The 26099-nt window shown below is 65.0% G+C and carries 22 protein-coding genes; 12 read left to right on the top strand and 10 right to left on the bottom strand.

All coding sequences use genetic code 11. The features are described from left to right. Positions 1-21 precede the first annotated feature (21 nt). A complete protein-coding gene (locus tag AC1X6S_RS05300) occupies positions 22-1230 on the bottom strand; it encodes an MFS transporter (RefSeq protein ID WP_483404723.1) in 1209 nt (402 codons plus the stop codon). 386 nt (positions 1231-1616) lie between these two features. Between AC1X6S_RS05300 and nrdH the strand changes: the two genes are divergently transcribed. From nrdH to nrdF, 4 genes are read left to right on the top strand one after another with little or no spacing between them, the layout of a single operon-like run. After that, positions 1617-1850: a glutaredoxin-like protein NrdH gene (nrdH, locus tag AC1X6S_RS05295; RefSeq protein WP_108391604.1), complete on the top strand. Its 234-nt coding sequence runs from the start codon at positions 1617-1619 to the stop codon at positions 1848-1850. Positions 1851-1888: 38 nt separating this feature from the next. Next, positions 1889-2290: a class Ib ribonucleoside-diphosphate reductase assembly flavoprotein NrdI gene (gene nrdI, locus AC1X6S_RS05290; RefSeq protein ID WP_483404722.1), complete on the top strand. Its 402-nt coding sequence runs from the start codon at positions 1889-1891 to the stop codon at positions 2288-2290. 14 nt (positions 2291-2304) lie between these two features. Continuing rightward, the gene (gene nrdE, locus AC1X6S_RS05285) at positions 2305-4422 is read left to right on the top strand and encodes a class 1b ribonucleoside-diphosphate reductase subunit alpha (RefSeq protein WP_483404980.1); all 2118 of its coding nucleotides are present in this window, start codon (positions 2305-2307) and stop codon (positions 4420-4422) included. A gap of 29 nt (positions 4423-4451) precedes the next feature. Beyond that, the gene (nrdF, locus tag AC1X6S_RS05280) at positions 4452-5426 is read left to right on the top strand and encodes a class 1b ribonucleoside-diphosphate reductase subunit beta (RefSeq protein ID WP_108962271.1); all 975 of its coding nucleotides are present in this window, start codon (positions 4452-4454) and stop codon (positions 5424-5426) included. Between the two features lie 165 nt (positions 5427-5591). On the opposite strand, the gene AC1X6S_RS05275 is transcribed toward nrdF, so the two are convergent. Both AC1X6S_RS05275 and AC1X6S_RS05270 read right to left on the bottom strand, forming a co-directional pair. Beyond that, positions 5592-5807, bottom strand: a complete 216-nt coding sequence (locus tag AC1X6S_RS05275; RefSeq protein WP_108391600.1) for a transcriptional regulator — start codon at positions 5805-5807, stop codon at positions 5592-5594. Between the two features lie 86 nt (positions 5808-5893). Next, on the bottom strand, positions 5894-6895 hold the full coding sequence (locus AC1X6S_RS05270) for a serine hydrolase domain-containing protein (protein ID WP_483404721.1): 1002 nt from the start codon (positions 6893-6895) through the stop codon (positions 5894-5896). A 443-nt stretch (positions 6896-7338) separates the two neighbouring features. On the opposite strand from AC1X6S_RS05270, the gene AC1X6S_RS05265 reads away from it, so the two are divergent. Further along, positions 7339-8391, top strand: coding sequence for a M23 family metallopeptidase (locus tag AC1X6S_RS05265; protein ID WP_483404720.1), 1053 nt, complete (start codon positions 7339-7341; stop codon positions 8389-8391). A 20-nt stretch (positions 8392-8411) separates the two neighbouring features. Here the strand turns inward: AC1X6S_RS05265 and AC1X6S_RS05260 are convergent, their stop codons facing one another. Further along, the gene (locus AC1X6S_RS05260) at positions 8412-8789 is read right to left on the bottom strand and encodes a DUF2255 family protein (protein ID WP_483404719.1); all 378 of its coding nucleotides are present in this window, start codon (positions 8787-8789) and stop codon (positions 8412-8414) included. A gap of 205 nt (positions 8790-8994) precedes the next feature. On the opposite strand from AC1X6S_RS05260, the gene AC1X6S_RS05255 reads away from it, so the two are divergent. The 3 genes from AC1X6S_RS05255 to AC1X6S_RS05245 are packed head-to-tail and all read left to right on the top strand — an operon-like array spanning position 8995 to position 11611. Then, on the top strand, positions 8995-9876 hold the full coding sequence (locus tag AC1X6S_RS05255) for an ABC transporter substrate-binding protein (RefSeq protein WP_108391597.1): 882 nt from the start codon (positions 8995-8997) through the stop codon (positions 9874-9876). A 5-nt stretch (positions 9877-9881) separates the two neighbouring features. Further along, positions 9882-10847, top strand: coding sequence for an amino acid ABC transporter permease (locus AC1X6S_RS05250; RefSeq protein ID WP_108962268.1), 966 nt, complete (start codon positions 9882-9884; stop codon positions 10845-10847). Then, entirely contained in the window at positions 10844-11611 is a 768-nt protein-coding gene (locus tag AC1X6S_RS05245) for an amino acid ABC transporter ATP-binding protein (RefSeq protein WP_483404718.1), read from the top strand. The genes AC1X6S_RS05250 and AC1X6S_RS05245 overlap by 4 nt, the downstream gene beginning before the upstream one ends. A gap of 48 nt (positions 11612-11659) precedes the next feature. On the opposite strand, the gene hrpA is transcribed toward AC1X6S_RS05245, so the two are convergent. Then, positions 11660-15496 carry an ATP-dependent RNA helicase HrpA gene (hrpA, locus tag AC1X6S_RS05240; RefSeq protein WP_483404717.1) on the bottom strand — a complete coding sequence of 1279 codons (3837 nt, stop codon included), beginning with the start codon at positions 15494-15496 and terminating at the stop codon, positions 11660-11662. Between the two features lie 134 nt (positions 15497-15630). Here hrpA and AC1X6S_RS05235 point away from each other — a divergent pair, with 134 nt between their 5' ends. The 4 genes from AC1X6S_RS05235 to AC1X6S_RS05220 all read left to right on the top strand — a co-directional run bounded on the left by AC1X6S_RS05235 (position 15631) and on the right by AC1X6S_RS05220 (position 19812). Further along, on the top strand, positions 15631-16470 hold the full coding sequence (locus AC1X6S_RS05235) for an aldo/keto reductase (protein ID WP_483404716.1): 840 nt from the start codon (positions 15631-15633) through the stop codon (positions 16468-16470). Positions 16471-16484: 14 nt separating this feature from the next. Continuing rightward, the gene (locus AC1X6S_RS05230; RefSeq protein WP_483404715.1) at positions 16485-17300 is read left to right on the top strand and encodes a DUF1684 domain-containing protein; all 816 of its coding nucleotides are present in this window, start codon (positions 16485-16487) and stop codon (positions 17298-17300) included. Positions 17301-17363: 63 nt separating this feature from the next. Continuing rightward, positions 17364-17960 (top strand): FMN reductase, encoded by a 597-nt coding sequence (gene msuE / locus AC1X6S_RS05225; RefSeq protein WP_483404714.1) that lies wholly within the window; start codon positions 17364-17366, stop codon positions 17958-17960. Positions 17961-18009: 49 nt separating this feature from the next. After that, positions 18010-19812: a thioredoxin domain-containing protein gene (locus tag AC1X6S_RS05220; RefSeq protein ID WP_483404713.1), complete on the top strand. Its 1803-nt coding sequence runs from the start codon at positions 18010-18012 to the stop codon at positions 19810-19812. A 45-nt stretch (positions 19813-19857) separates the two neighbouring features. Here AC1X6S_RS05220 and AC1X6S_RS05215 read toward each other — a convergent pair whose 3' ends face one another. The 5 genes from AC1X6S_RS05215 to AC1X6S_RS05195 all read right to left on the bottom strand — a co-directional run bounded on the left by AC1X6S_RS05215 (position 19858) and on the right by AC1X6S_RS05195 (position 25964). Further along, positions 19858-21222, bottom strand: coding sequence for an L-serine ammonia-lyase (locus AC1X6S_RS05215; RefSeq protein WP_483404712.1), 1365 nt, complete (start codon positions 21220-21222; stop codon positions 19858-19860). A 138-nt stretch (positions 21223-21360) separates the two neighbouring features. Next, positions 21361-21927, bottom strand: coding sequence for a CoA-binding protein (locus tag AC1X6S_RS05210; protein ID WP_483404711.1), 567 nt, complete (start codon positions 21925-21927; stop codon positions 21361-21363). Positions 21928-21930: 3 nt separating this feature from the next. Then, positions 21931-23220 carry an O-acetylhomoserine aminocarboxypropyltransferase/cysteine synthase family protein gene (locus AC1X6S_RS05205; RefSeq protein WP_483404710.1) on the bottom strand — a complete coding sequence of 430 codons (1290 nt, stop codon included), beginning with the start codon at positions 23218-23220 and terminating at the stop codon, positions 21931-21933. A gap of 70 nt (positions 23221-23290) precedes the next feature. Then, a complete protein-coding gene (locus AC1X6S_RS05200) occupies positions 23291-24322 on the bottom strand; it encodes a YeiH family protein (protein WP_483404709.1) in 1032 nt (343 codons plus the stop codon). A gap of 4 nt (positions 24323-24326) precedes the next feature. Next, entirely contained in the window at positions 24327-25964 is a 1638-nt protein-coding gene (locus AC1X6S_RS05195; RefSeq protein ID WP_483404708.1) for a dolichyl-phosphate-mannose--protein mannosyltransferase, read from the bottom strand. Positions 25965-26099 lie beyond the last annotated feature (135 nt).

Below are 26099 nucleotides of genomic sequence, written 5' to 3'. Positions count from 1 at the left end.
GCCCGGCTCAGGAGGCCCGGTTCAGGAGGTCTGGATCTGGATCGGCTCTGTGTCAGGGATCGGGCCCCCGTCCCGACCCCTGAGGTCGGGGTGCCACCGTTTTCCGAGAAGCGGCACCATGAAGCCGAGGAAGGCGAGGGCGCTCGCGGCCCAGAATGCGCCGATCGCTCCGTTCGAGTCGATGAGAATGCCGGCGACGGCTGAGCCGAGCGCTGCGCCGATGAGCTGCCCGGTTCCCATCCAGCCGTACGCCTCGGCGGTGTCGCTGAACTTCACGCTCGACGACACCATGGCGAAGAGCACGGTGAGCGCCGGGGCGATCCCGATGCCAGCGACGAACAGCACGATCGACAGGGCGACGATGTCTGAGAACAGGGTCGACAGCGCGATGCCGGCGAAGACGATGAACATCCGTCTGGCAAGTGCCCACGGTCCGATGGCGATGTGCCCGAGTGCGAGGCCACCGGCGAGGCTGCCGAGTGAGAGGATGCCGAGGACGATTCCCGCTTCAAGTCCGCTGTGTCCGAAGACTGCGACGACACCGACCTCGAGTGCGGAACAGGCGCCGATGAGGAGGAAGCCGACAACCGTCGCGAGCAGGACGGCCGGTCGTTTCAGGACCTGGCCGATCTTGCGCTTGCTGCGCGGGATGCGAACCCGCCCGACTTCCGGCGAGGCGATGAACCAGGTTCCGCCGATTGCCAGGATGCCAACGGCGGTGAGGATGCCCCACTCGGTGCCGACCTGGGTCGAGATGAACGTCGTGATGACCGGGCCGAGGACCCAGATGATCTCCTGCGCGCTCGCGTCGAGTGAGAACAGCGGGGTGAGCTGCTTGGAGTTGACCATCTTGGGGTAGATGGTGCGAACCGCGGGCTGGACAGGCGGTGTGGACAGACCGGCCAGGAAGGAAAAGGCCATGTACCACGGGACGCTCATCTCGATGAGCGCGACCGCGGTTACCGTTGCTCCGCAGACGATGACGGTCAGCACGAGGACCGGGCGCATGCCCCAGATGCCCATCCACCTGCTCGTCAGCGGGCCGGCGAGTGCCTGGCCGACGCTCGATGCAGCGAGAACGATACCCGCGGCGGCGTACGAGCCGGTGACCTGCTCGACGTGAAGGAGGAACGCGAGCGACAGCATCCCGAACGGGAACCGCGCGACCAGCTGAGCGAGGATGATTCGAGCGACGCCCGTTGTTTTCAAAAGGCTGGAATATGCGCTCATGTGTCAAGTCTATTGACAGCGAGACGCCCCTCCTGTTGCTCCCCGGCGGGAACGGAGATGGGGAACTGCGACACGCCGATGGCCCGAATTGGGGACAGATTTAATGTCGGTGGTGGCCCGTAGCGTTGCAACTGTGGAGAACCACGGATGTGACGCCCGGCACTCGCAGAAATACGGCATTCCGCCCCGGCTCCGGGTGTGGAGAGACCGGTGGATAAATGGTGGATAACGGAAGAAAACGGTGGAATCACTTGTTGATAACTACAGGGGTGTAACTACTAGCTCTAGGGGTGCTCCCCAAAGCGACCAACTATATGTAGTATTGGACCACCGGCAGGCACTGCCGAGAAGATCAGGATTTTTTCCAGGAAAGGGGCCAGAGTCACATGACAATTACGGTCTACACAAAGCCTTCATGCGTGCAGTGCACTGCGACCTACCGTGCCCTCGACAACAAGGGCATCGAGTACAACATCCTCGACCTTTCTGAAGACGAGAATGCGCTTGAGGCTGTCAAGGCGCTCGGCTACCTTCAGGCGCCTGTCGTCATCACGGACGAAGACCACTGGTCCGGATTCCGCCCCGACAAGATCAACGAGCTGGCATCACGCCTGTCCTGATCCCGTCACACCACGATTTCGACTCGGCGGGGCAGAAGATGGCCAAGCTGGTGTATTTCTCCAGCGTCTCCGGTAACACCCAGCGATTCGTTTCGAAGCTCGGTGTCCCCGCCAAACGGATCCCGCTGCACGCGAAAGATCCGCACCTCGCCGTGAGCGATCCGTACATTCTCGTCACCCCGACCTACGGCGGGGGCGACGGCAATGGAGCGGTGCCCAAGCAGGTGATCAGGTTTCTCAACGACGAGAACAACCGCGGCCTGCTTCGGGGGGTCATTGCCGCTGGCAATACCAACTTCGGTGCTGCCTATGGGCTTGCGGGGGATGTCATCTCCGCCAAGTGCAAGGTGCCGCACCTTTATCGATTTGAAGTATTCGGAACACCGGATGACGTGCGTGTCGTCCACGATGGATTGGAATCATTTTGGCTGGAACAGTAGTAACAGAGGTGCCGATGGACACCGGCATGGACTACCACTCGCTCAACGCGATGCTCAACCTGTACGGCCCGAACGGCGAGATCCAGTTCGACAAGGACCGTGAGGCGGCGCGGGAGTTCTTCCTGCAGCACGTCAACCAGAACACCGTGTTCTTCCACTCGCTGCGCGAGCGCCTCGACTACCTCGTCGAGAAGGAGTACTACGAGGCTGCCGTCATCGACGCATACTCGTTCGACTTCATCCAGAGCCTCAACGACCTCGCCTACTCCAAGAAGTTCCGCTTCCAGACCTTCCTCGGTGCGTTCAAGTACTACACGTCGTACACGCTGAAGACGTTCGACGGTAAGCGGTACCTCGAGCGTTTCGAAGACCGCGTCGTCATGACGGCTCTCGGACTCGCCCAGGGCGACGAGAAGCTCGCAGTCGCGCTGGTCGAAGAGATCATTGCCGGCCGGTTCCAGCCCGCGACGCCCACCTTCCTCAACTCGGGCAAGGCCCAGCGCGGCGAACTCGTTTCCTGCTTCCTGCTTCGCATCGAAGACAACATGGAGTCGATCTCCCGCGGCATCAACTCGTCGCTGCAGCTCTCCAAGCGTGGCGGCGGCGTCGCACTCCTCCTCTCGAACATCCGTGAGGCCGGAGCGCCGATCAAGCAGATCGAGAACCAGTCAAGCGGAATCATCCCCGTGATGAAGCTCCTCGAAGACTCCTTCAGCTACGCCAACCAGCTCGGTGCCCGCCAGGGTGCCGGTGCCGTCTACCTGCAGGCGCACCACCCGGACATCATGCGGTTCCTCGACACCAAGCGTGAGAACGCCGACGAGAAGATCCGTATCAAGACGCTCTCCCTCGGTGTCGTTGTTCCCGACATCACCTTCGAGCTCGCGAAGAAGGGCGAGGACATGTACCTGTTCTCGCCGTACGACGTGGAGAAGGTGTACGGAGTGCCGTTCGCCGACATCTCGATCACCGAGAAGTACCACGAGATGGTCGACGACGCGCGGATCAAGAAGACCAAGATCAAGGCGCGTGACTTCTTCCAGACCCTCGCCGAGATCCAGTTCGAGTCCGGTTACCCGTACATCATGTTCGAAGACACGGTGAACAAGGCGAACCCGATCAAGGGTCGCATCAACATGTCGAACCTGTGCTCGGAGATCCTCCAGGTCAACACGCCGACCACATACAACGCCGACCTGTCGTACGACGTGATCGGCAAAGACATCTCCTGCAATCTCGGATCGATGAACATCGCACTGTCGATGGACTCGCCCGACTTCGGCAAGACGGTGGAGACCGCCATCCGCGGCCTCAGCTCGGTGTCAGACCAGAGCCACATCGAGTCAGTGCGTTCGATCGAAGACGGCAACGACAAGTCCCACGCGATCGGCCTCGGCCAGATGAACCTGCACGGCTACCTTGCTCGTGAGCGCATCTACTACGGCTCCGAAGAGGGCATCGACTTCACGAACATCTACTTCTACACGGTGCTCTACCACGCACTGCGCGCATCCAACCGGATCGCGATTGAGCGTGGAATCGCATTCGACGGATTCGCTGACTCGACCTACGCCTCCGGTGAGTTCTTCACCAAGTACACCGACCAGGTGTGGGAGCCGGCAACCGCCCGCGTCGCCGACCTGTTTGCGAACTCGGCCGTTTCGATCCCGACGCAGGCCGACTGGGCAGCGCTGAAGGCATCCGTCATGGAATTCGGGATCTACAACCAGAACCTGCAGGCTGTCCCGCCGACCGGCTCGATCTCGTATATCAACAACTCAACGTCGTCGATCCACCCGATCGCGTCGAAGATCGAGATCCGCAAGGAAGGCAAGCTCGGCCGCGTCTACTACCCGGCGCCGTTCATGACGAACGACAACCTGGACTACTACCAGGACGCGTACGAGATCGGCGCGGAGAAGATCATCGACACCTACGCCGCTGCGACCCAGCACGTCGACCAGGGCCTGTCGCTCACGCTCTTCTTCAAGGACACCGCGACGACCCGCGACATCAACAAGGCGCAGATCTACGCATGGCGCAAGGGCATCAAGACGATCTACTACATCCGCCTGCGCCAGCTTGCGCTCGAGGGCACCGAGGTTGACGGCTGCGTCAGCTGCATGCTCTGATCTCGATCTTCGACTACTAAGGAACAACAATGATTGAGAAGCTCAAGCTGGTCGACCACGTCCAGGCGATCAACTGGAACAAGATCGAAGACGAGAAGGATGTCGAGGTCTGGAACCGGCTCGTCAACAACTTCTGGCTGCCGGAGAAGGTCCCGCTGTCGAACGACATCCAGTCGTGGAACACGCTCACCCCTGAGGAGCAGCAGCTCACGATGCGCGTGTTCACGGGGCTCACGCTTCTTGACACCATTCAGGGCACCGTCGGCGCTGTTTCCTTGATTCCGGATGCCGTCACGCCGCACGAAGAAGCGGTGTACACCAATATCGCGTTCATGGAGTCGGTGCACGCCAAGAGCTACTCGTCGATCTTCTCGACGCTGTGCTCGACGAAGGAAATCGACGAAGCGTTCCGGTGGTCGGTCGAGAACGAGAACCTTCAGAAGAAGGCCGCGATCGTCATGGATTACTACACCGGTGACGACCCCCTGAAGCGCAAGGTCGCCTCGACGCTGCTCGAGTCGTTCCTGTTCTACTCGGGCTTCTACCTGCCGATGTACTGGTCATCCCGTGCAAAGCTCACCAACACCGCAGACCTGATCCGCCTCATCATCCGTGACGAGGCAGTTCACGGTTACTACATCGGCTACAAGTTCCAGAAGGGTCTCGAGAAGGAGACCGAGGAGCGCCGCCAGGAGATCAAGGACTACACGTTCAACCTCCTGTTCGAGCTCTACGACAACGAGGTGCAGTACACGCAGGACCTCTACGACGGAGTCGGCCTGACCGAAGACGTCAAGAAGTTCCTGCACTACAACGCCAACAAGGCCCTCATGAACCTCGGCTACGAGCCGATGTTCCCGAAGACCGTCACCGACGTGAACCCGGCGATCCTCTCGGCGCTCTCGCCGAACGCCGACGAGAACCACGACTTCTTCTCGGGGTCGGGCTCGTCGTACGTCATCGGCAAGGCAGTTGTCACCGAAGACGAGGACTGGGACTTCTAGCGCCCCAGATGATGCCGGCCCGTAAAGGGCAGCTCAAAGGCCCGGACCCGCAGGATTCTGCGGGTCCGGGCCTCTTTTGTGCCTGCTCTCGTTGGACAACCGGAATCCGATGCGTCGAGTCGTGGCGCGAAATCGCCGCCAGGCAGAGCGTCGAGCGCCCGTCCGCTATCGTTTGCCGTACTTCCGGTGGACCGCCTGCTTGCTCACGCCGAGCCCCTGGGCAATGGCCTCCCACGATAACCCGGCCTGGCGAGCGCTTCGGACCAGGCCTGCCTCTGTGCGAGCTACTTCCCGATGCAGCTCAGCGACGACTCGCAAGGCCTCGACTGGCCCCTTGCCGTCCATTGATCCAACAAGGGTCTTCATCCTCTCGGTCTCCATCCGTCAAGGGTAGTTGACGAGCGACGTCGCCGGTAGGCACTGCAATCTTCGGAGTCTGCGAATGCCGCTGGGGATACGCCCGATCATCATGCTGATCCGCCCGTGATCGCGGGTGGCGGGGGCACCGTTCCGGGTGTTGTGAACTCCGTAAGCAGCCGAAACCCCTGTCTGTCCACGGAGCGGTGAGCCGCTGAGAGCACAACGACTCCGGTGCCGGCGTCTCGGTCGACCCCTATCCAGCTGCTAAACCCGCCGGTGCTGCCGTTGTGCCACGTGATGTCGCGGTCCTTGTACCTGAGCGTGATCCACCCCGCGCCAATACTGACGCGGGGCGTGAATTCCGCGACCGGGTCGAGTGCGGTTAGACCCCGAGTTGTCCCGTCGAGGACCGCGCGAAGAAAGTCCCGCATGGTAGTTATGCTGGCGCGGATGCCACCCGCCGGAGCGAGGGCTTCACCCACCCATGCGGGCACGGGACGTCCGAATCGGCTGGATCCCCTCAGGTCCATGGGTCCCAGGTCGTCGGCGTTTGCTGGAGTGGAGAACCCAGCACCCATGACGTCGCGCAGAAGTCGTCCGTAGGTACCTCCGGCTGCGTTCGCCACAGCGTGCCCGAGCAACTGGAAACCGAGGTTCGAGTATCTGGTCCGAGGGGTGCCAAGGCGCACGTCGCGGGTCTGCTCGAGCAACTCCGTTAGAGAATCGCCGTAAGGGTTGTCTCCGCGGGTGAGGAATCGAATATTTCGGCGAAGGGGATGCATCCCTGGGGGCAAGCCAGGAAGGCCGGAGCGGTGAATGGCCAGGGAGCTGAGCGTTACGGAGCCGACTTCTCCGTGGCCATCGAGTGGCAGCAGATCACGCAGGACGGTCGACGGCGAAATAAGGCCTGACTCTGTCGCATCCCGGTACAGCATGCCCGTGAGCGCCTTGGAGATCGAGCCAATCTCGAAGGACGAGTAAAGGTCGGAGCCCACCGTCGCGATCATCTCGCGATGAGGGGCAACAACCGCCACGGCTACCGCAGAGGAGCGAAACGCTCCATCCACAGCGTCCACAAGCTCGGCATCCCCCGTCCATTTCGTGGTCACGATTGATCTCCTCTCTCAATATCCTGACCGCCTGCGATTGCCCACAAGATGCGATTCAAGGGGTCGGATACGTCAACACTCGCTGACGGCGTCTTTGGTCAACTCTAGGCGACGAGAACCGGAAGCGTCAATAATTGTTGACGCGAATCTGCATGGTCGACGGGCTCGCCAGACAGCCAGGCATAGAGGCGATGGACCCGGTGCCCGCCGTCTCTTTTTGCACTCGGACGCGTTTCTGGCAGTGAAAATGTGAATACCTGCTGAGATCACGGCAGAGGGGTGACGCCGCAGGGAAGTTGACATAGTCTCAGGGCAGCTGGACACGTCAGTGCATGGTGGAGGATGTTCCTCGTTCACGGGCGATCCCCGGGGCGCGACCCCGCGGGCGTGAGACTGACGACCTGCCCGGCAGGCGGGGTGTCGACGATGCGAGCGCAGCGCGGATGAGCAGGCGGGCCGATCGCGTGATGCGCGCGGACCAGGACCAGGGAACGAACCAGTCGCTCCCGGAACCGGAGCGCCACCGGTCCATCTTCAGGTCGCACCCACACCGGGCAGCCCACGCCCTGCCTCGAGCGAGCGAGCACCAGCAGGCGCGCCAGCTGCAGAACCGCGGCAAGGCACGGCATGCCAGGCCCGGGAGAGCCCACGGCGGCGGACTCCGAACGGCGTTCGCCGTGATGCTCGCCCTGCCCGGTCTTTTCCTCACCGCCGCTCTTCCGTACCAGGGGGCCTCGCCGGCAGCCGCAGGCGGAACCGACGTCCTGAGCGAAACCGGACTGCAGTCCTTCACCGTTTCCGTGGGCACGCAGCCGGATGTCGAGCGCGATCTCTACTCAGCCACGAGTATGGAAGAACTGATCGCGGCTCGTGCGGCCGCTGCGGCCGCGCTTGCCGCGGCGGAAGCGGAGGCCGAGGCAGTGGAAGCTGAAGCTGCGGCGGTGGCGGCCCTCGCGGCGCGGGAGAAATTCAACGACGACGCCGAATGGTCCGGCTCGGATTCGCGCCCGTCTGACTCCTCCGACACGTACTTCGACCTCGACGACGGTGAACTGAGTGAGTTTCTCGTTGGCAGGTCGGGATCATGGGTGCGACCCGTCGAGGCGCCGGTCTCCTCGCCGTATGGGCCCCGTCACATCATCTGCAACGCCGCGGGGTGTTCCAACTCCTTTCACGACGGTGTCGACTTCGGTGCGAGCTGCGGAACCCCGGTGGAGGCCGTCTCGGCCGGTCGGGTGGTGTTCGTCGGCGCCGCCGGTGCCTATGGGAACCGGGTTATTGTCGACCACGGCGGCGGCATCGAGTCGATTTACGGACACCTCAGCGACGGGTCGTACGCGGTCGAGGTGGGCGACCTGATCGAGGCGGGCACTGTTGTCGCGGAGGTGGGAGCGACCGGGGTCGTCTCAGGTTGTCACCTCGACCTCAAGATTCGGGTCGAGGGTGAATACGGCTCGCCCGTGGCTTATCTCTCCGCGCGCGGAGTGACGGTGTAACCACGGATGCGGGACGTCACTCAGTCAGCGGGCAGCACTTCGAGCGTGGTCTCCGGAGCCTCGGGCCCGACGACCGTGTTCACGATGCGTGGCCCGTACCTGTCGTACTTGGCGTGATAGGCGGCATCAACGTCAGGGGCGACAGACCGGTCGGCAGGCACGAAGCGAACATCCTTCTCCAGCTCACCGGCGCGGATCCGACCCGAACCGCTCGCCTTCGCCCGCACGTACCAGGGGTTCGTCGAGCCATAAGCCGAACGCACATAGACGCTGTCGCCGGAGCGAACCACCCAGATCGTCACGTACGGTCGGAGTGTGCCGTCAGCGCGCGTCGACGAGATCTGAAGTTCGTCGGCAGCCGCCAGCGTGGCCAATTCGTCCGCGGTCCATGCAGTCATCGCTGTCGCCCTTTCTCGAATGGGTCTCAACGCTACGCCTGACCGCCGAAGATGGGGAGGCCCGCCCCCAGTGCGACCCGGATTCGCAACCCGGTGTCGACGTATCGACCGGGTTGTGCCGTACGGGCGATTCCAGTGCCGAAGCGCCGGTGAAGTAGTCTCGATATGTCGTCCCGGTCGACGAAGCGAATTTAAGGAAATCACCATGCGCACTCAATCCCTTGTCGCACCCCTGGCACTCGCGGCATCCGTCGCGCTTGTGCTCACCGGTTGCGTGAATAACGAAGAAGCGCCGAGCGGTGAGTCGACCGCCGGCAGTTCCGTCACCGCCGATGAAGCGCTCGTCGCTCTCGTGCCCGAAGATATTGCCTCCGCGGGAGTCCTGACCATCGGCGTTGACGCCAGCTACGCGCCCAACGAATTCGAAGCAGACGACGGGTCGGTCACCGGCTGGGACGCCCAGCTGGCCGAAGCTGTCGCGGCAAAGCTTGGCCTCGAGGTCGAGTGGGAGAAGTCCCTCTTCGACGCCATCCTGCCCAAGGTCGCCGGCGGTACGCTCGATCTCGGCTGGTCAAGCTTCACCGACAATGCCGAGCGCCAGGCACAGGTCGACTTCGTCGACTACTACAACGCGGGCCTCCAGTTCGCGAAGACTCCGGATGCCGCTGACGTTACCGAATTCTGCGGCGTCACCGTCGCCATCCAGGCCTCGACGACATCGGAGCAGTTCCTCCAGGATGCCAGCGACGCGTGCGTCGCCGACGGTAAGGAACCCGTTGACATGCTGAAGTCCGACAACCAGGACGAGGCGACAAACAACGCTGTCCTCGGTCGGGCCGACTACCTCCTCGGTGACTCACCGATCGTGCAGTACGGTGTTGCCCAGTCGGACGACAAGCTCGTGCTGAGCGGAGACGTCTTCGACGCTGCCCCATACGGCGTCGTCATCGAAAAGGGCGGCGACCTCGTCGAGCCGATCCAGGCCGCGATGCAGTCGCTCATGGATGACGGCACCTACCTCGAGATCCTCACCGAGTGGGGCGTCGAAGACGGCGCCATCTCCGAGGCAACGATCAACGCAGGCTGATGCCCATGGATTCTGATACCGAACCAATCAAAGCGGTCAAGCTTCGCCACCCGATTCGGACGACGTTCGCCGTCCTGATCCTGCTGTTGCTCGCTGCGTTCATCTGGGATGCCGCGAACCGGGAGGCCTACCAGTGGCCGCTCGTCGGGCAGTACCTGTTTGATCGCCGCATCAGCCAGGCTGCTCTCATCACGCTCGCCCTGACCATCCTGTCGATGATCCTCGCGATCGTGATGGGACTCGTCCTCGCCGTCATGCGGTTGAGCGAGAACCCCGTGCTCAAAGCTGTCTCGTGGGTCTACCTGTGGCTGTTCCGCGGTACCCCGGTCTACGTGCAGCTCGTGTTCTGGGGACTCCTCGGCACCATTTACCGATCGGTGACCATCGGCGTCCCCTTCACCGACATCGAGTTCTTCACCGTTTCCCCGTTCTCGGCGATCGACCTGTTCTGGCTCGCCGTTCTCGGCCTCGCCTTCAACGAAGCCGCGTACATGGCTGAAATCGTGCGCGGCGGCATCCTGAGCGTCCCTCGCGGCCAGGACGAGGCGGCGCGTGCGCTCGGAATGAGCTGGCGTCAGACCATGCTCAGGATCGTCGTCCCGCAGTCGATGCGCGTCATCATCCCGCCGACGGGCAACGAGGTGATCTCGATGCTGAAGACGACCTCGCTCGTGACAGCGCTCGGGTTCTCGCTCGAGCTGTACGCTCGCACCCGCGCCATCTCGGCACAGATCTATGCGACGGTCCCGCTGCTCATCGTTGCGAGCATCTGGTACCTGCTCGTGACGAGCATCCTCATGGTTGGCCAGCACTACCTGGAGAAGTACTACGGCCGGGGTGTCGCGCCGCAACGCGCCCAGGATGCGGATCCGACCGATCCTGACGCCTCAGCCGGTCCGGGTGCGGACGACGCCGTCGATGGGCGGGCGAACGCCGACCAAGTTCCGCCACCGAAGAGAGAACACCTATGACCGATCTCCCCATGGTCCAGGCGGATCACATCGTCAAGAGCTTCGGCTCGCACGAGGTCCTCAAAGACATCTCGGTCACCGTCAACCGTGGTGAGGTCGCGTGCCTCATCGGCCCGAGCGGATCGGGTAAGTCGACCTTCCTGCGCTGCATCAATCACCTCGAGTCCATCAACGGTGGGCGCCTCTGGGTCGACGGCGAGCTCATGGGCTACCGCCAGCGTGGCGACAAGCTCTACGAGATGTCGCCGGCCGAGGTTTCGAAGCAGCGCGCCGACATCGGCATGGTGTTCCAGTCGTTCAACCTGTTCCCGCACATGACCGTGCTCGAGAACATCATCGAGGCACCGACGCGGGTGAAGCGCGTCAAGAAAGCGGATGCCGTCGCAACCGCGTATGAGCTCCTCGATCGCGTCGGTCTCGCCCAGAAGGCCAAGGCTTATCCTGCGCACCTCTCAGGCGGGCAGCAGCAGCGTGTCGCGATAGCGAGGGCGCTCGCAATGAGTCCCAAGCTGATGCTGTTCGACGAGCCGACAAGCGCGCTCGATCCCGAGCTCGTCGGCGAGGTGCTCGATGTGATGAAGGAACTCGCGACCTCAGGCATGACCATGATCGTCGTGACGCACGAGATCGGCTTCGCCCGTGAGGTCGGTGATTCCCTGTTCTTCATGGACGAGGGCGTCATCGTCGAGTCCGGAGACCCGCGCGAGGTGCTCGCGAACCCGAAGCACGAGCGCACCCAGTCGTTCCTGTCCAAGGTTCTCTAGCCGGGGCATCCGCCGGGGCATCCGCCGGGGTCGCCGTTGTGACGGCGACTACCCGGCGAGGACCTTCCGGATGCGCTGAAGCGAGACTGTCTCGTTCGCGCCGATGTTCTGGGCGAACAGGCTGAGCCTCAGTTCCTCGATCATCCAGCGCGCCTTGACGATGTGCGGTGGTGCGAATCGGGCTGGTGGCAGCGTTCCGCCGGCGGCCTCGTACAGTTCGATCGCCGCCTGTACCTCGTTCATCCACACGCGGTCCCGATTGGGGTTGTCGGCGAGTTTCTCGATCCTGTGGGTGATGCCGGCGAGATACCGGGGCACCTGTGCGAGGCGGAGCATGCCGGTCCTCGACACGAAGCCCGGGTAGATGAGTGCGGACAACTGCTGGGTAGCGTCGCTGAGCGCGGGCAGAAGCGCGAGGCTTGTGGCCTTCTTGAGCGCCTTGTCGGCGGTGCGGGATGCCGTCAGCACCTTCGCAACGAGCGAGACGGTGTCGAACATCGTGTTCATCATCGCCCCGGAGATGCGGTCGCGAACCGTCTCGAACTCGGCGCGCATGAAGATTGCACCGTCGGGCTTGACCCGGTACAGCACATCGTCGACGCACGCGGCGAGGCAGTCGTCGAACAACGCCTGTGTCGATGGATACGGACTCGTGGCCAGGGAGAGCTTCTCGGCGCCGGTGAGATGCTGCTGCACGTAGGACACGGGGGAGGGGAGAGCGAGGAGGAGCAGCCGGCGAACGCCATCCGGCATCGACTGGGCCTGGTCCTTTTCGGTCGCCATGATTCGAATGGACACGGAGCTGCCCTCGTCGACGAGGGCGGGATAACCCCGGATCATGTTGCCGCCCTGCCGGGTGTCGACGAATCGCGGCAACTCGTCGAAGTCCCAGCGGGTGATCCTCGAACGCTCGAGCGCGTTGGGTGTCGCCTCGGCGATCTGCGCGACACTCTGGCGGGTCCGGGCCTTGAGCCGTTCCTGAAGCTCCACGAGGTCTTTGCCGCTCGCGACCGGGCGGCCTTTCTCGTCGACGACGCGGAACGTGACCTTGAGGTGGTCCGGCACACGCGAGAGGTCGAAATCGCCCGGTTCGATCTGCATGTACGACAGCCGTTTGATCGCCATCGCGAGGTGCGCCGTCAGAGTGTCGGCGTTGGTCGATTCCGGCTCGGGCGGCCCGGCGGGCAGTTCAGCCATGAGGCGCCTCGCCCAGTCGGCGGCCGGCACGATGTTGCGCCTGATCGCCTTGGGCAGGGATTTGATCAGTGCTGTGACCAGCTCGTGTCTCAGCCCGGGAACCTGCCAGTCGAAACCGGCAGGGGAGAGACGGGCGAGGAGAGCAAGCGGCACCTGCACGGTGACCCCGTCGTCGTCTGAACCCGGTTCGAACCGATAGCGCAGGCTCAGTTTCTGGTCGCCCTGGCGCCAGACCGGCGGGAACTCGGCCTCGTCCACGTCGGGAGCATCGTCGGGAAGCAGGTCTTCCTGTTTGATCGTGAGCAGGTCAGGCGTCTTCTGTTTTGCCGTGCGCCACCAGCCCTCGAACGTCCTGGTGGAGAAGACGTCGGCGGGAATCCGCGAATTGTAGAAGTCGAAGACGGCTTCGTCGTCGAAGAGGATGTCGCGTCGACGCGTGCGTTCCTCGAGCTCGGCGAGCTCTTTCCGGAGCTTCCGGTTGGCGCGGTCGAATGCCTGGGGCGAATCCCACTCACCCTCGACGAGGGCGTGCCGGATGAAGAGTTCGCGGGACAGCTCGGGGTCGATCTTCGAGTACTGCACCCGACGCCTCGGGATGATGGCGAGCCCGTAGAGCATGACCTTCTCCCACGCGACGACAGCGCCCTGCTGCTTCTCCCAGTGCGGCTCAGAGTAGGAGCGCTTGACCAGGTCACCGGCGATCGCTTCCGCCCAGGCGGGGTCGATGGCCGCGTTGGTGCGCGCGAACAGGCGGGAAGTTTCAACCAGCTCGGCCGCCATGATGGCGTTCGGCTGCTTCTTCGCGAGGGCCGACCCGGGGAAGATGACGAACCGCGACTGCCGAGCGCCGATGTAGTCGCCCTTCTTCGCCGGACCGGGGCGCCCCGGCTGCTTGCCGCGCGCGGAGTTCGCCGCCGCTGCCGCGGCATCCTTCAGTCCGATGTGCGAGAGCAGTCCGGCGAGCAGTGACTTGTGGATGCCGTCGGGGTTGGTCGTTCGGTCGGCCATCGTGAGGCCGAGCGGCTTCGACAGCTGGCGAAGCTGGCGGAAAACGTCCTGCCACTCGCGCACGCGCAGGTAGTTGAGGAACTCGTTCTTGCACAGCCGACGGAAGGCGCTCGAGCCCAGTTCCTTTTGCTTCTCCTCGATGTAGTTCCAGAGGTTGAGCAGTGAGAGGAAATCGCTCGTCGGGTCGGTGAACCGCGCGTGCTTCTCATCGGCCTGCTGGCGTTTCTCGAGTGGGCGCTCGCGCGGGTCCTGGATGGTGAGCGCGGCGACGATCGCCATGACCTCCCGCGAGACGTTGTGCTTCTTCGACTCGACGACCATCCGCGCGAAACGGGGATCGATCGGGAGCCGGGCGAGGTCGCGGCCCACACGCGTCAGTCGCGGAGTGCCTGTCGCCTTGCTGTCGATCGCCCCGAGTTCGCTCAGCAGGTCGAGGCCATCCTTGATCCCGCGGGAATCCGGCGGCTGCAGGAACGGGAACGCCTGGATGTCGCCGAGCCCGAGCGAGACCATCTGCAGAATGACCGCGGCGAGGTTCGTGCGCAGAATCTCCGGCTCGGTGTATTCGGGCCTGGCGAGGAAATCCTCTTCCGAGTACAGGCGGATGGCGATGCCGTCGCTCGTGCGGCCCGATCGGCCGGAACGCTGGTTGGCCGAGGCCTGCGAGATGGCCTCGATCGGCAGCCGCTGAACTTTGGAGCGCACGCTGTACCGCGAGATACGGGCGGTCCCAGCGTCGATGACGTACTTGATCCCGGGAACCGTGAGGCTGGTCTCGGCGACGTTGGTCGCGAGCACGATCCGCCGGCGAACCCCGGCTTTCGCACTCGGCTGGAATACCTTGTGCTGGTCGGCGGAGCTGAGGCGGCCGTACAGGGGGAGCACCTCGGTGACGCCTGCACCTCCCTGCGAGTATCGGGCGTTGAGCGCGTCGGCGGTGTCGCGAATCTCGGTTTCGCCGCTGAGGAAGACGAGAACGTCGCCCATCGACTCACCCGCCAGTTCATCGAGCGCCGCGGTGATGCCGTCGATCGGATCGAGGTCCGGCTCGTCGGGCTCGTCGTCGGCATCGGTGTCATCGGTCGCCTTGTCAGCGACGAGCGGCCGGTACCTGATCTCGACCGGGAACGTGCGCCCGGAGACCTCGATGATCGGTGCGTCGTCGAAGTGGCGCGAAAAACTCTGCGGATCGATGGTCGCCGACGTGATGATGACCTTGAGGTCCGGGCGCTTCGGCAGCAGCTGCTTGAGGTATCCGAGCAGGAAGTCGATGTTGAGGCTGCGTTCGTGTGCCTCGTCGATGATGATTGTGTCGTATGCCCGCAGCATCCGATCGCGGTGAATCGCGTTCAGCAGGATGCCATCGGTCATCAGTTTGACCTTGGTCTCCGGGCCGGCCTGGTCGGTGAACCGCACCTGGTACCCCACGAGTCCGCCGAGGTCGACGCCGAGCTCCTCGGCGATACGCTCGGCGATGGTGCGGGCCGCCAGTCGCCTCGGCTGGGTGTGGGCGATCGACTCGCGGCCGAGCTCGAGGAGGATCTTCGGCAACTGGGTCGTTTTGCCCGACCCGGTGGCACCGGCGACGATGACGACCTGCGAATCGCGGATGGCGTCGGCGATCTCGCCCCGCATCTGGCTGACCGGCAGCTCGGGAGGGAAGGAGATCGTAAAAGACATAGCCATCCATCGTACGACGGACGGCACGTGTACGAGCGGGATTCGCACGGTGACCCCGGCGATCGATTCCGCTGACGGCGAAGAGGCTGCCCCGAGGGTTGGTCGTCGCCGGGCGCGGGTGGTTAGCTGGTGCGATGACGACAACGTGGACCGGTCCGGTACTTCCCCTCAATTCAGGCGCAACCATCCCGCAGCTGGGCTTCGGCGTGTTCAAGGTCGACCCCGCCGAAACCGAGCGCATCGTGACGGATGCACTCGAACTCGGCTACCGCCACATCGACACCGCAGCCATCTACGGCAACGAGGAAGGTGTCGGGCGCGCCATCGCGAAGAGCGGCATCCCGCGCGAGGACCTCTTCATCACCACGAAGCTGTGGAACGACGACCAGGGCACCAAGTCCGCATTCGACGCGATCGACCGGAGCCTCGAGAAGCTCGGCCTGGATTCGGTCGACCTGTACCTCATCCACTGGCCGACTCCGAAACGCGACCTCTACCGCGAAAGCTGGAAGGCGTTGCAGCAGATCCAGGCCGACGGCAAGGCCACCTCGATCGGCGTCTCGAATTTCCTCGTCGAGCACCTCGAGAACCTCCTCGCCGACGGCGGAGCTGTGCCGTCCGTCAACCAGATCGAACTCCACCCGGCGCTGCAGCAGCGTGAGGTCGTCGAGTTCTCCCGCGAACACGGCATCCAGATCGAGGCCTGGGGGCCGCTCGGGCAGGGCAAGTACCCGCTCTTCGAAGAGTCCAGCGTTGCCGACGCCGCCGCGGCGCACGACAAGACCCCGGCTCAGGTGGTGCTCCGGTGGCACCTGCAGAACGGGTTCATCGTCTTCCCGAAGTCGAACAGTCGCGAACGGATCGCCGAGAACCTCGATCTCTTCGACTTCGAACTCACGGATGCCGAGATGGCCGCGATTTCCGCGCTCGAACGGGACGGTCGCGTCGGCGCCCACCCGAGCGACGTCAACTGAGCGAGGATCGAGCCATGGCATTACCAGACACCTTCGCGTCGAGCACCGACAGTGTGTCGTCAGACTGGGCCACCTGGCACGAGGCGCGAGAGCGGTCGACGTCGTCGCCGTTCGGTCTCGCGTCGCTCGCTGCGACCCACTGGCTGACCACGGTACCGGAACAGCTGGATTCCGTGCCGGGCCTGTGGCACGCAGGACTCGACGGGATCGTCGGTGAGGGTTCCGAGCTCGACGGGCTGACCATTCTCCAGGGCGGCCGGCCGGTCGGGGTCGTCACGGACGACACGGTGACGCTGATGAGTGGCCAGGACATCGAGTGGGGCGACCGGCGGCTGCGCTTCTTCGAACGCGATGGCGCGCTCGCCCTTCGCGTGCTCGACCCCGAAGCACCGACCAGGACGCGGCTTCGCGGGATCGACGTCTTCGAGCCCGACCCTGCCCTTGTGCTCGAGGGGAGTTTCAGCCCGGCCGCGCCCAATTCACGGGTGGAGATCACGGCCATCGATGGGCACGTCTCGGAAGACCTGCCCGCCGGGGTTATCGCCGTGCCCTTCCCGGACGGCGCAATCGAGACGTTGACCGTCGTCGCCGAACGAGGCGGTCTGCACGCCGTCTTCGGCGATGAAACCAACGGCACAGAAACGTACGGGTTCCGCTTCATCGACATGCCGGCACCGGATGCCGATGGCCACGTCACCGTGGACTTCAACCGCGCGTACCTTCCCCCGTGTGCATTCGCCGACTTCTACGTGTGCCCGCTGCCCCCGGCCGGCAACCGGCTCAGCCGTCCGATCCGCGCCGGAGAAAAGAACGTCAGACTCGAGCAGTAGCGCCCGTTACGTCGTGTTGCGCCCAGCGCCCGCTCGGGCAGCGAATCGGCGTAGCGTCGCAGCATGGTCGAGATCGCAGCACAACAGCCACTTCGGGTCGTCGCCGTGTCGGGGAGCCTGCACACCCCGTCGAAGACGAGCGCGCTCATCGACGCCATCCTCGATCGCGTCGCCAGGGAGCATCCGATCGAAGCGCACGTCATCGAGCTCACGGCGATCGGCCCTGAATTCGCCGGTGCGCTCGCCCGGGAGCAGCTTCCTCCGACCGTTGAGAGCGAGCTGGTCAGGATCGAGAACGCCGACCTGCTGATCGTGGCCAGCCCGGTGTACCGCGGTTCGTTCACCGGGTTGTTCAAGCACCTGTTCGACTTCGTCGGCCAGTACTCTCTCGTCGACAAGCCGGTCCTCGTCGCAGCGACGGGGGGCGGCGACCGGCACGCGCTCATCCTCGAGCACCAGTTCCGGCCGCTGTTCGGATTCTTCCAGGCACTGACCCTGCCAATCGGCGTCTACGCCTCGAACTCCGACTTCACCGACTATGCGCTCACGAGCCGTGCTGTCCAGGAACGGATCGACCTCGCAGTGCTCCGCGGGCTGCCGTTCGTCCGCAACCGTGTGAGGGACGCCAGCTCGGTGTCCGACTACGTGGGCGCGTGGTAGATCGCCGCTGAGCGTAGGCTGAAGTATGGTCAATCGCCTCGCTTCAGCCATGAGTCCCTACCTTCGTTCGCACCGAGACAACCCGGTCGACTGGCGGGAATGGGGACAGGACGCCTTCGACGAGGCCGCGGCGCGCGACGTTCCCGTCTTCATCTCGATCGGCTATGCCACCTGCCACTGGTGCCACGTGATGGCGCGAGAGTCGTTCAGCGATCCGGCCATCGCCGAGTACCTCAACGAGCACATGGTGAGCATCAAGGTCGACCGCGAGGAACACCCGGCCGTCGACGCCAGCTACCTGGCCCAGGCCAGTGCGTTCACGTCACAGCTCGGCTGGCCGCTCAGCGTCTTCGCCACTCCCGACGGCGCCGCATTCTTTGCCGGAACCTACTTCCCGCCGGTGCCGATCTCCGGGCATCCGTCGTTTCTCCAGGTCCTGCACGCCGTGACGGATGCCTGGACCAATCGACGCGAGGCCGTCACCGCGAACTCCACAGCGCTCGCCGCAGCAATCGCGGCGACGGCGGTCCAGGACCAGGCTGCCGGGCTTCCCGACCTCGCGGGGATTGATGCAGCCGTGTCGACGCTCGAATCTCACGAGGACCGTGAGTACGGCGGGTTCGGCGCAGCACCCAAGTTTCCGGTCGCCCCCGTTCTCCGTTTCCTGCTCTCGAGGCCAGCCGGCATCCCGCTCGCTGCGCGCACGCTCCAGGCGCTCGTGACTTCCCCGCTTCGCGACGCTGTCGATGGCGGCTTCTTCCGGTACGCGACCAAGCGGGACTGGAGCGAACCGCACTACGAGCGGATGCTGTACGACAACGCGCTCCTGCTCGATGCCTACAGTCGCGCGTTCAGCCAGGACGCGTCCCGCACGTGGGCGAGAACAGCGGCGGAGGGCATCGCACAGTTCCTTCTGGGAACACTCCAGCTGCCGACGGGGGGATTCGCCAGCGGGCAGGACTCGGAGTCGATGATCGACGGCGAGCGGTCGGAGGGTGGGTACTACCTGCGCGACGCCGCTGGCCGGGCCGGGCTGACCCCACCCGCCCTCGATGAGAAGGTCCTCACCGGCTGGAACGGACTGGCGATTGAGGCGTTGACGCGTGCCAGCGTGGTGTTCGATCGTGCGGACTTTCTGGAGTCGGCACGCTGGGCCGCCGACTACCTGCTCGAAAACCACAGGAATGCCGACGACACGCTGGTTCGAGCGTCCGTCGCCGAGCGCCGGTCGACTGCGCGAGCGACTCTCGAGGACTACGGGATGCTCGCCGGGGCACTCCTGGAGCTGTCCCTTGCGACCGGCGAGTTGCCGTATGCGCAGGCGGCCAGGTCACTGATCGATCAGACCATCGCGGCGGGAACGCCCGACCTGGTGTTCGGCGAACCCGGCGGAGGGGACCCCGTCCTCGCCGCCAAGGGCATCGCGCTCGCGGGCGACCCGTCAGAGGGGGCGTACCCGTCCGGCATCAGCGCGACGGCGACGGCGGCGTGGAAGCTGTATCTCGTCACCGCCGATCGGCGCTACGCCGACGCTGCCCAGTCGGCGATGGCTCCCCTCGGTGATGTCGCCGTTGCCAACCCGATTTCGTTCGGCGCCTCGCTCGAGCTGATGGCGGCGATGGCCGTCGGGCCGCGACAGCTCGTGGTCGTCAGTCCGGACGGCAACGTCGATCCGCTGCCGGAGAGCGTGCGCCACGACTCTTCCGACGTCGTTGCGGTTGTGACGGAGCAGCAGGCGCGAGAGCTCGCGGCCGCCGGCTTCGAGCTGTTCGAGGCGAGGCTCCCGGTCAACGGTCGCCGGGTCGCGTACGCCTGTGAAGCGTTCACCTGCCGGATGCCGGCGCCCGTGTAACCCGGCGCCGGTTCAGTGCGGTGAGGGCGGTCAGCCGTGAGGGACTCAGCACTCGACGACGTTGACCGCGAGTCCGCCCTCGCTCGTTTCCTTGTACTTGCTCGACATGTCGACGCCGGTCTGCCGCATGGTCTCGATGACGGCGTCGAGCGACACGAGGTGGCTGCCGTCACCGTGGAGGGCCAGCCGTGCGGCGCTCACGGCCGTCGACGACGCTATGGCATTCCGTTCGATGCACGGGACCTGAACCAGACCACCCACCGGATCGCACGTGAGTCCGAGGTGGTGCTCCATCGCGATCTCTGCGGCGTTCTCGACCTGCGCCGGCGTGCCTCCAAGCACGCCGCAGAGCGCGCCGGCGGCCATCGCGCAGGCCGAACCGACCTCGGCCTGGCAGCCACCGACCGCCCCGGAAATCGAGGCGTTCGCCTTGAACAGCGAACCGATGGCCGTCGCCGTCAGAAGAAAGCGCCGGATGCCGTCGGCTGACGCTCCCGGGACGAAGCGCAGGTAGTACGACGCAACCGCGGGAATGATGCCGGCCGCACCATTGGTCGGCGCGGTGACCACTCGCCCGCCGGCGGCGTTCTCCTCGTTGACGGCGAGCGCGAACGAGTGCAGCCACTCGGACGGCAGTTCACGGCCGCCCTCAGCCTCGGCGATTTCGAGGTGTTCCCTGACCGCCGCCGCGCGACGCTTGACCTGGAGGCCGCCGGGCAGAACTCCGGGCGTAGCGAGCCCGTTCGCGACAGACTCGGCCATGGCAGCCCAGATGGCGTCGAGGCCGCGGTCCACGTCGTCCGGGCTGCGCACCGCTTCCTCGTTCCGGCGGGCAACCTCGTCGATCCTGAGCCCTTCGCTCGTGCACAGGTCGAGCAACACGGCGGCGGTCGGGAACGGCAGGGGATAGCGGACGACGGGACGGTCGCCGTCGCCCTCGCCGTCGCGGCGGATGAAGCCCCCGCCAACCGAGTAGTAGGTGTCGGTCACCAGCGGCACACCGGCACTCCAGGCAGTCAGGGTCAGCGCGTTGGGATGCCCAGGAAGCCGGGTACGGGGCTCGAACGTGATGTCTCCCTGCTCGAACGCGATCGGGCGCTCGCCGGCAAGTAAGAGTGTCGAACCGGGCCTGAGGCCGGACCACGCTCCGCGAACCACGGTGGGGTCGCAGGTGTCCGGTCGCAGTCCGGCGAGCCCCGCCACGACGGCATCCGGGGTTCCATGACCGATGCCTGTCGACCCCAGCGACCCGAACAGTGCGCAGGTGACCCGCTCGACGGCGCCGAGAAGACCGGCGCCGGTGAGGCGCGTCGCGAAGTCGAGAGCCGCGCGCATCGGCCCGACCGTGTGCGAACTCGACGGGCCGATACCGATCGAAAAGAGTTCGAACGCCGAAACGTAGGCCGTCATGGGTGCTCCTCGCAGAAGTGCTGTCCTGCCACTATAGGCAGACCGAGCGTGGGCACAGGCGGGCGCCGCAGATCGGCGAACCGCGCCGCAACGTTCGTGCGAAATTTCCCGGCTAGGGCACGTTAACTGCGGAAAAACTCAGGTGAGCTGCTTCCGGGAGGAGATCTGGCCCGTGTCGAAGCCGAACAGGTTGAGGCCGCCGTGGAACCGCGCGTGCTCGACCTTGATGCACCGGTCCATGACCACGGTGAGGCCGTTCTCCTCGCCGTAACGTGCGGCTTCCTCGTTCCAGATCCCGAGCTGAACCCACACGGTCTTCGCTCCGACCGCGAGTACATCGTTCATGACCTCGGGGATATCGCTCGCCTTGCGGAACACGTCGACGATGTCGGGCACCTCGGGCAGGGACGCGAGGTCGGGGTACGCCTGGTGTCCGAGGATCTCACCCGCATTCGGGTTCACGAAGTAGACGCGGTAGTTGCTCGACTGGAGCAGGTAGGTGCCAACGAAGTAACTGGCCCGCGTCGGATTCGCTGACGCACCGACGATGGCAACCGATTTCGCGGTGCGGAGGATGCTGAGCCGCTGTTTCGCGTCAGGGCCGACCCACGTGCGCTGGGACTTCAGCAGCTTCGCGAGCGGTGAGGCAGCGGGAAGCGAGCAGGTGAGACCGTTCTGCAGCTGGGTGGTAACGAGATCCGACATGGTTTATGCCTCCACTGCCCGGGTGAGCGCCTGGTCAAGATCATAAATTATGTCGTCGGCATCCTCGATACCCACGCTGAGCCTGAGGACGCCGGGAAGCACGCCGGCGTCGATGAGCTGCTGCTCGGTCAGCTGGGCGTGCGTCGTTGATGCGGGGTGGATGATGAGCGTCTTGGTGTCGCCGATGTTCGCGACGTGGCTCGCGAGCTCCACGGATTCGATCAGTTTCTGACCGACCGCCCTTCCGCCCTTGACCACGAAGCTGAAGACGCTGCCCGCGCCCCTCGGCAGGTACTTCTCGGCGCGAGCGTGGTGCGGGTGCGACTCGAGGCCCGCCCAGTAGACGGCCTCGATCCGCGGGTCCTGCTCGAGCCAGGTCGCCACGGTCCTGGCGTTGTCCACGTGCGCCTGCATCCGGTAGGACAGCGTTTCGATGCCCTGGGCGAGGGTGGCGGCCGAGGTTGCCGAGAGCGCTGGGCCGATGTCCCGCAGTTGCTCGGCGCGGAGCCTGGTGAGGAACGCGTATTCGCCGAAGTTGCCCGACCATTCGAGGCCGCCGTAACTCGGTACCTTCTGGCCGAACAGCGGGAACTTGTCGCTGTGCCAGTCGAACCGCCCGCTCTCGACGACCACTCCGCCGAGCGTCGTCCCGTGGCCACCGAGGAACTTCGTCGCCGAGTGTGTGACGATGTCTGCGCCCCACTCGATCGGGCGGTTGAGGTACGGCGTGGCGATGGTCGAGTCGATCACGAGCGGGATGCCGTGTGCGTGCGCGACATCGGCGAGGCCCTCGATATCTGCGACCTCACCCGACGGGTTGGCGATGGTCTCGGCGAAGATGAGCTTCGTTTTGTCCGTAATCGCGGCGGCGTAGTCCGCCGGTGTCGACGACTGCACGAAGGTGGTCTCCACTCCGAATCGCCGGAGCGTGACGTCGAGCTGGGTGATCGACCCGCCGTACAGGTTCGCTGACGCGACGATGTGGTCACCTGCGCCGACCAGGCTCGCGAAGGTGATGTACTGCGCTGAGAGGCCGGATGCCGTCGCGACGGCGCCGAGTCCACCCTCGAGGCTCGCGACCCTCTCCTCGAAGCTCGCGACAGTCGGGTTGGCCAGCCTTGAATAGATGTTGCCGTATTTCTGCAGCGCGAAGCGGGCGGCGGCATCCGACGTGTCATCGAAGACGAATGCGGTCGACTGATAGATCGGAAGCGCGCGCGCCCCTGTTACCGGGTCAGGAATGTTGCCAGCGTGAATTGCACGCGTGCGGAAGCCATACTCGCGATCTGCCATGGGCACACGCTACCCGAGGCAGGCACGCCACTCGGCTGTCGCCGTAACAGAGCGACACGAAGCCCACCGATCAGGAGAACAGGTGTATTGCGGCGAGCGCGAGAGCGGCGATGAGTGCCCAGGAGAGCAGGCCGACGACGAGCGTGCGCCACCCCGTCGTCACCAGTTTCTTCACGTCGACAGCGGCACCGAGACCGAAGAGCGCCATGGCGAGAAGTGCGGTCTGTGCCGTGTCGGCGGTGGCGAGCACGACGTCGGGAATGTCGAGAAAGGTGCGGGCCAGGATCGCTGCGATGAACCCAACGACGAACAGGGGCACGAGCGGCGGCCGCGTCGACTCGGGATTGGCCCGAAAGCGGCGGCGTTCCACAACGCCGGCAACGGCCACGATCGGCGCGAGCATGACCACGCGAGTGAGCTTGACGACGAGAGCGACAGCCAGGGCGCCTCCGCCGGCGACCTGGGCCGTCGCGACGACCTGGCCGACGTCGTGCACGCTCGCTCCGACCCAGTGCCCGAACTGCAGGTTGTCGAGGCCGAGCGGATGCCACAGGGCGGGCAGGACGGCGATGGCGAGGGTTCCGCAGAGGGTGACGAGCGCGACGGGCTGCGCCTGCTCCGAGTTCTTTGCCCTCACGACGCCGGACATGGCCCCGATGGCGCTCGCCCCGCAGATGGCGAAGCCTGTCGCGATGAGCAGGGGCTCGTGCCCTGGCAGGCGGAATGCACGACCGAGCAGCCAGGTGCCGCCAAACGTGATCAGCACGATGGCCACCGTTGAAAGGAACACGCCCCAGCCGAGCGACGCGACATCGAAGAGGCTGAGCTTGAGCCCGAGCAGGACGACGCCGATGCGCATGAGCCGCCTCGCCGACAGGGCGAGCCCGGGCGCGAGCGTCCCGCGGACCATCGGCTTCGCGGCGGGCAGCTGGGCGACGAGGATCCCGAGCACGACGGCGGCCGTCAGGAGCGGCACCGCGGGAATGAGCGTCGACAGCGCCCACGCGATGACAGCCGCCAGCGCGGCGACCGCCAGCCCCGGGAGCCACACCGGCCGTTTCTCGGTGGTCGTCATCGCCATGTCGTTCCCCGTGTTTCCCATGTCGTCATACCCATGTCGAGAGCCAGGAGTGAAGTTGCCAGAACCAGAACGGCACGGTCGTCGCGGACCAGAGCGGGTACCAGAAGGCGCTGAGGAGTGCGGCGAGAGCGAGGAACACTCCCGTCACACCGAGTCCCCTCGTGCGCTCATACCGCGGATCGTTCCTCGACCCGATGATGAGGCCGATCACGAAGGTGAGGCCGAGGAGGAGGTACGGCTCGAACGCGATCGTGTAGAACTGGAACACCGTGCGTTCGGTGTACATGAGCCACGGCAGGTATCCCGCCGCAGCACCGGTGAGGATGAGGCCAACCGTCCACTCCCGCCGCCGGATCAGACGGTAGACGAGGTACAGGGTCGCGGCCGCCGCAGCCCACCAGATCAGAGGGTTGGCGATGGATGTGATCGCCTGCGAACACGGGGCGAGCTCGCAGCCGTCGACCCCGGTGGCGGGCGAGGCGTACCACATGCTCGTCGGGCGGATCATGGCGAGCCAGCCGAGAGGATTCGCTGAATACGGATGGGGAGCGGCCAGGCCGACATGGAAGTTGTAGATCGACTGCTGGTAGAAGAGGAAGCTCTGCCAGACCGATGGCACCCAGGAGAAGGCGCCGGTCCAGGCGTTGCCCGGCTGTTCGGCCCAGTGCCGGTAGTACCCATTGTCTGTGACGAACCAGCCGATCCAGCTGGAGAGGTAGGTGAGCAGTGAAATCGGTACGAGCAGCAGGAACGTCGCTGGCCCCTGGGTGAGCACGGATGCCGAAAACCACGCGGGCAGGCCGAGTCGGCGGCGGGCGAGCGCGTCGACGACGATGAGGTAGAGGCCGAACGCGGCGAGGAAGTAGAAGCCCGACCACTTCACACCGGCCGCGAGCCCGAACGCGACACCCGCGGCAACGAGCCAGGGCCGCCACCAGATCACCGGGCCCCACTCGGGCGCGGCTCCGGCCGAACGCCGTTCGGCTGTGCGGGCGGTGAGCCTGGACTCATGCCAGCCGCGATCCGCGAGGATAAAACCGAAGCCGAGCAGCGCGAAGAACATGAGCGAGTTGTCGAGGATCGCTACCCGCGACATGACTATGGCGTGCCCGTCGATGGCGAAGAGGAAGCCGGCGACCACGGCGAGGAGCGTGGATGCGAACAGTTTCCGCGCGATGAGGGTGAGCAGGAGGACGGCGAGCGTGCCGAGGAGAGCGGTCGAGATCCGCCAGCCGACGCTGTCTGCCGCTCCGAACACGGCGAGACCGAGCGCGATGATCCACTTCCCGAGCGGGGGATGAACGACGTATGACGGGTCGGTGAGGAACCCGTCCACCCTGCCTGCGTTGAAGTCGGTGTCGGCCTCGGGCGGCCACGCTGACTCGTAGCCGTGGTGCAGCAGGGTCCAGGCGTCCTTCACGTAGAAGGTCTCGTCGAAGACCAGGGCGTGCGGGGTCCCGAGGTTCCACAGTCGGAGGACCGCGGCGAGGAGAGTGACCAGGATCGGCCCGCCCCAGTACCACAGCCGTCGTCGGCCGGGCGTGGACAGGAGCCGACCCCACCAGTCGTCGAGCCGGGATCCGCGGGGCTCGACCAGGTCGGTCGGTCCGGTCGCCGCGCCACTCACAAGGTGGGAGAAGGACTCACGGGAGGGGACGGACACCCTGCAATGGTAGCGACCCGGTTTGCTCTGCGGCCGGGACCGCACCGGTCGCGCCGAGAGCATCAGTTGCGGTCGAGAACATCCGGCGCAACTGGTGCTCTCGCCCGCAACTGATGCTTTCGACAGCCACGGAAC

The organism is Mycetocola sp. Y442, assembly GCF_056898615.1.
Note: the sequence above shows the minus strand (reverse complement) of the source record. Positions and strands in the feature narration are given on the sequence as shown.